Consider the following 4,535-nt stretch of genomic DNA (forward strand, 5'->3'; position numbering starts at 1 on the left):
CAATTACATTGAGATGTTTTATAACCCAAGGCGCCGGCACGGCACGAGTGGTGACCTGTCACCGGTCGAGTACGAAAAGCGTCATTACCAGAGTCTGGCGAGTGTCTAGGATACTGGGGGCGATTCATTGCGCTGTGTATCTTCTTGCTTCTTCTTTCGTTCCTCATACTTTTCTAAAATTATACTGGAAGCACGATCCATCGCGTCTTTCCTATTACCCTCGGCGGATATGTATTTGAGCTCGGACATAAACCCAGGCAATCCCATACTGCCTTCCAGAACAATCGGTAATATGGATTTCCCTAAAGCAACAGCTTGTCCAACCTCTTGAGACACCCAGTCAGATGCTTTTGCGTGATTGCTCCATACCACTACAAAAAGGTGGCATGATTTGATTGCTAATTTAATTTCTGATGCTAAAGATTCACTTGGCTTGACGCTGTTTTCAGCAACAAAAAGCTCAATTGGGCCATTCGCGAGACTTGCTTTCAAGGTCTCTACATCAGCTAGATCTTTACTTGAGTAACTTACAAAAACTTTCATATATTCCTCTAGGTCATAAGTATAACGCTGAAAATAACTTGGCGAAGGACATCGCTGCTTGTTTCAGGTCTAGGGCGTTGTAATTTTACGCATTTACTTTGTTTGAAATATTTACGTTGTGGATGGCCAGCATCAAAGATTGCAGAAAACCGATGTTTGATTGAGTGCTTTTACCTTCATGGAAATAGCGCCATTCCTCAAATACAAGTCTGTTCTCTTCTAGAAGAATGGCGAAATTAGTGTTTTCAGAAGATTCAATGCCTTCGAGCGTTTTTGATTCTATCTCTCCTTGAATTTCTGATGGAAGCTTTCTTAACAATTTGGCTAGGTCGTGACCGAGTGGGTTTTGATCAAATTTAGTGCTGGTTAGTAGCGTTTTTAGACCCATTTCAACGGCGAATGCTGTCCAAGCTGGAATAGCCATAAATGCGATAGATGCATAATCGGCGTTGAGTTCAATAGTCACTAAGCTGCAGTTTTGATCCTTAATTTTTGCTCTGGCGGCGGCTTCAGCTGCTTGTCTCAGTATAAGCGTGGAAGCCATGAAGCTTTTGAAGGTATTTTCGATCATTAGGAATAATCCGATAGCAGTTATGAAATACCTAACGCCTCATTGCAGCAGGGCAAATAATTGTTGGCTAAAATAGCGACACAGGAGCAAAGCCAACTGTTATTTGCCCTGCTGCAATGACGTGTTAGGCATCAAGGCTTTGGTAACGTACCTACACCCGCAATTTGCACGTCAAACCCTCGTTGAGAAAGACTTTCAAATGCTTTGGTAAGGTTCACTTTACTAAAAAATGGTAAGTTATCCTTCAAAGTTGATGAATCCTCTCCAAGTATTACAAACACAACTTCTACACCATCACTTTTGAAGCTATCTAACGGGACTGCATTCTGTAATCCGTTACACACACGCTTAAGAACTTTTCTAGTCGCTTTTCTAAACTCTTTATCGCCCAACAATATTTCTGCGGACACACTACCTTGAGCAAATAAGTGACTTAAACCAGCCGAACCTCCTTTTCGATGTTTGACATGGATATACTGGTTATTTGCAGTCATTAGATCACAAAGTTCAATGGAAGTTGTCGTTCTATTGCTTTTAATTAACTTTTTATCTAAAAGGTGATAAGAATGTGTGTTGGCAGCCCTTTCGTTGTAATCACCTTCGGTTTCAATTTTATCTTTTGTTTTACCATCAACAACTTCGCTCCATGTATAAACTTCAGGAAACGGCAAGCTAGATATTGGTATTTGTGACAGCGTGGTGTTTACCCTAGCCATAAAATCAGTAGCGATTTCGTACCATGCCCCAGCAAACAACACATATACTTTGTCGCTTGTTTTATGCTCAAAATAAATGGATTTATATATTTGGTGTTCTGTTTCATTTTCATGGACATCGTATACGAATAGTCGGTCTCTCTTTATTGATTCTAAAGATACAGCTGCAACATCAAGGTTTGCATAGTAGTCATTAGTTTCAATTGTAGGGTTTATCGTGTTTTTGGAGCGCGTAAAGCTAAAACCCCAAATAGAATCCCAGTCAGCCATCTCTGGAATAGTGATACATACATCAGAGCTTTTGGCTTTTAATGCAGTAATAAGATGATTATCTAGAACTGAAATTTCAGACGACTCCTTAATCTTACGGATGTTGTCTACCCATGAAAACTCACCTTTGTAAGAGTCATTGTCGTAATAGCCCGCAAGCGTTGAGATTAAATCACTCATTTCATCGATGTTTAACTCTATGCCAAAAGAAAATACAGAATCACCTCCTGAGATACTCTTCAAATTGACACCTGATTTAGGCGAACCTGTTACTGCTCTCAAGACATCTTTCGAAATATCAATCCCAAAAACGCCGACACCTGATTCCCTTGCTGCTTGAGATTTTTTTTGGACAGCCTGATCATCTAAAGTAAAAAGGTCAACACTTCTCAAGCTGTCGTGTTTTAAAGTGTTCAGCGCTGTTTTAATTCCGAAGTCATGCACGAAATACTTAGTATCTAAGAGAAAACGACCATAGCCAAAAGTAAAAGCCATCGTATTTTCGGGGGTTTTAATAATTAATAACGCAGAGCTAGATCTATTTGACAATTCATCCAAATCTACACCCGTAACTTCTTCAGCAAAAGTAGCCCACTTAGGCTTTTTCTCCGCTGAATTTTTTACGAATAAACGCCCCTCAAGCTCATGCTGGGTATCAATGTCGTAGGAACTTACTTGTGCAGTACTCTTTAAGAATTCACTGACGTTAAGGTCTTTGTACTCGTCTTTTACGAGAAATGAATTTAGAAAGAGGTACGGCTTTTTCTCATCGCTATCCATTGCAGAATACTCCATATTTGATACCTGACGCCGCGCATTTGCGGCTGGTTTGGAGCCCAGCGGAAAACCAGTCCGACAACATGCGTTTGTTAAGGCTTGACTCGACGTTACATAATAATTAATTTATGAGCCCATATCCGTTAATAAGTTCTTTGTCTACCAGTTTAAAGTTATCAAGCTTTAGATTAACCCAATGAGATTCAGGTATGTGTTCCATAATAATAATCTGAATTCCTCCTTTTTCTTTCATTCTCTCAACAAATATGTCCAACTCATTTAATGCCAAGTCAAGACTTAATATGTCATCAGAATTCTCAAGCGTATAAGGTGTGCTAACCTGATCAAAAACCAAAAAACTTGGCATCCAAGGTACGCGGTTACCACGCGCCACCTCGTGTAATGCCATGAAGTAAGCTAAATGAATGTATAGGTAGTTAGAAGCACTACCTATATCAACCATCTTCTCTACAGAGCGCCCTTCATCGAGAATCAAGTTTATAGCTTTCTCAGACTCTAAAAAAATTGCCTGACTTTTTTCATAACCTTTCAATTTAAGTCGGCTTAAGTGTTCATTAATCTTCTCATTAAGCTTCCCCATCACAAATTCGCGCTTCGAATCCATGTCTTGCACAATACCGTTTAACTGAGAAATTTTGTTATTTATTTCTGATAATTTCTCGGAATAATCTAGTGGAGTAGCCTTATCTGAATAAAGCTCAACTTTTACACCTAGCTTACCCTGATATCTATATATTTCTTTAGGAGAAGCCAAACCTTTCGATAGTCCATTTAGCTTTGTTATTTTAACTCGGAGTTCCGCCAGCTCCGCTTCTAATGCCTTAGTTTGGCCTGAAATGTCAACCAACAATAAAGAATCATTTCGTTTCTTCCAGCTCTCTTTTGCGGATGTTAGTTCATCCTCTAGGGCATATAAAACTTCAAAGGTTTTAGTCCCCGGCAGGATCTCTCTATACTTATCAAGTAGATATTTTACAGGACGGATTGAATCGTCACTTTCCTTAATAACAGATTGGTATTCTTTATAGCCTTCATTGAAATTTCTAAATTTTCGTAATTTTCTACTGAGTTCAAGCTCCCTCAATTCGAATACTTTAATTTTTTCACCTATATTGCCAAATTGGTCAATAGGTGATTTAGAAACTTCCTCTAAAATATTTAATGCTGATTGGATATCATCACTGGTTTTCTCTAAAATCCCCAATGAAACTGCCTCTTCTTCAAGAGAAACTACGTCCTCTTGGAACTCTAATCGTTTTTTTTCTACAAGATTTGAGCGCCGCTCTATACTTTGGCGTTCTGATTTCAATTTATCGAGCCTTTCGCTTACAATCGCGCCTTTAGCATCAACAATACCTAAAGCCATCCTAAATGTTCGCTCAATCCTTTCAATAACTTTTGCATCGCTAGGCTTATTATACAAATAGTCTGGAGCAACAATGGCGTTTTGGTCTTGATAACAGAAGCTTAAAAAATTTCTAAAAGACACTTTTGAACCAGCTTTTATAGTGGGCGGCGGCAAAAACTGAGTGCAACACCTGACCTTTCCGGTACGGTGCTGCCCTATGTCTTATTCCGAACTCAGCGTTGCAGAGCGTGCCACCATTCAAGTTAGTCATGCCCAAGGCCTCAGCTTG

The 4,535-nt window shown here is 39.4% G+C and carries 5 protein-coding genes; 1 reads left to right on the forward strand and 4 read right to left on the reverse strand.

The window, feature by feature from the left end; all coding sequences use genetic code 11:
- The coding region (locus EF096_RS19945; RefSeq protein ID WP_148079639.1) for an IS3 family transposase at positions 1-109 on the forward strand (109 nt) is incomplete at its 5' end.
- Here the strand turns inward: EF096_RS19945 and EF096_RS19950 are convergent.
- The 4 genes from EF096_RS19950 to EF096_RS19965 form a co-directional block, all read right to left on the reverse strand.
- The gene (locus EF096_RS19950) at positions 106-543 is read right to left on the reverse strand and encodes a toll/interleukin-1 receptor domain-containing protein (RefSeq protein WP_123891487.1); all 438 of its coding nucleotides are present in this window, start codon (positions 541-543) and stop codon (positions 106-108) included. The two genes, EF096_RS19945 and EF096_RS19950, sit on opposite strands and share 4 nt — an antisense overlap.
- Before the next feature lie 85 nt (positions 544-628).
- Positions 629-1,114 carry a hypothetical protein gene (locus tag EF096_RS19955; RefSeq protein ID WP_123891488.1) on the reverse strand — a complete coding sequence of 162 codons (486 nt, stop codon included), beginning with the start codon at positions 1,112-1,114 and terminating at the stop codon, positions 629-631.
- A 131-nt stretch (positions 1,115-1,245) separates the two neighbouring features.
- Positions 1,246-2,880, reverse strand: coding sequence for a TIGR04141 family sporadically distributed protein (locus tag EF096_RS19960; RefSeq protein ID WP_123891489.1), 1,635 nt, complete (start codon positions 2,878-2,880; stop codon positions 1,246-1,248).
- 118 nt (positions 2,881-2,998) lie between these two features.
- The gene (locus EF096_RS19965) at positions 2,999-4,387 is read right to left on the reverse strand and encodes a DUF3732 domain-containing protein (protein ID WP_123891490.1); all 1,389 of its coding nucleotides are present in this window, start codon (positions 4,385-4,387) and stop codon (positions 2,999-3,001) included.
- Positions 4,388-4,535: the final 148 nt, after the last annotated feature.

Origin of the sequence: Pseudomonas neustonica, assembly GCF_003797945.1 — a bacterium.
In the GTDB taxonomy this organism is placed as follows: Bacteria; Pseudomonadota; Gammaproteobacteria; order Pseudomonadales; family Pseudomonadaceae; genus Halopseudomonas; species Halopseudomonas neustonica.

Coding starts and splice junctions, on each gene's coding strand:
- EF096_RS19955 (WP_123891488.1), bottom strand. CDS start 1,114: ATGATCGAAAATACCTTCAAAAGCTTCATGGCTTCCACGCTTATACTG.
- EF096_RS19950 (WP_123891487.1), bottom strand. CDS start 543: ATGAAAGTTTTTGTAAGTTACTCAAGTAAAGATCTAGCTGATGTAGAG.
- EF096_RS19960 (WP_123891489.1), bottom strand. CDS start 2,880: ATGGATAGCGATGAGAAAAAGCCGTACCTCTTTCTAAATTCATTTCTC.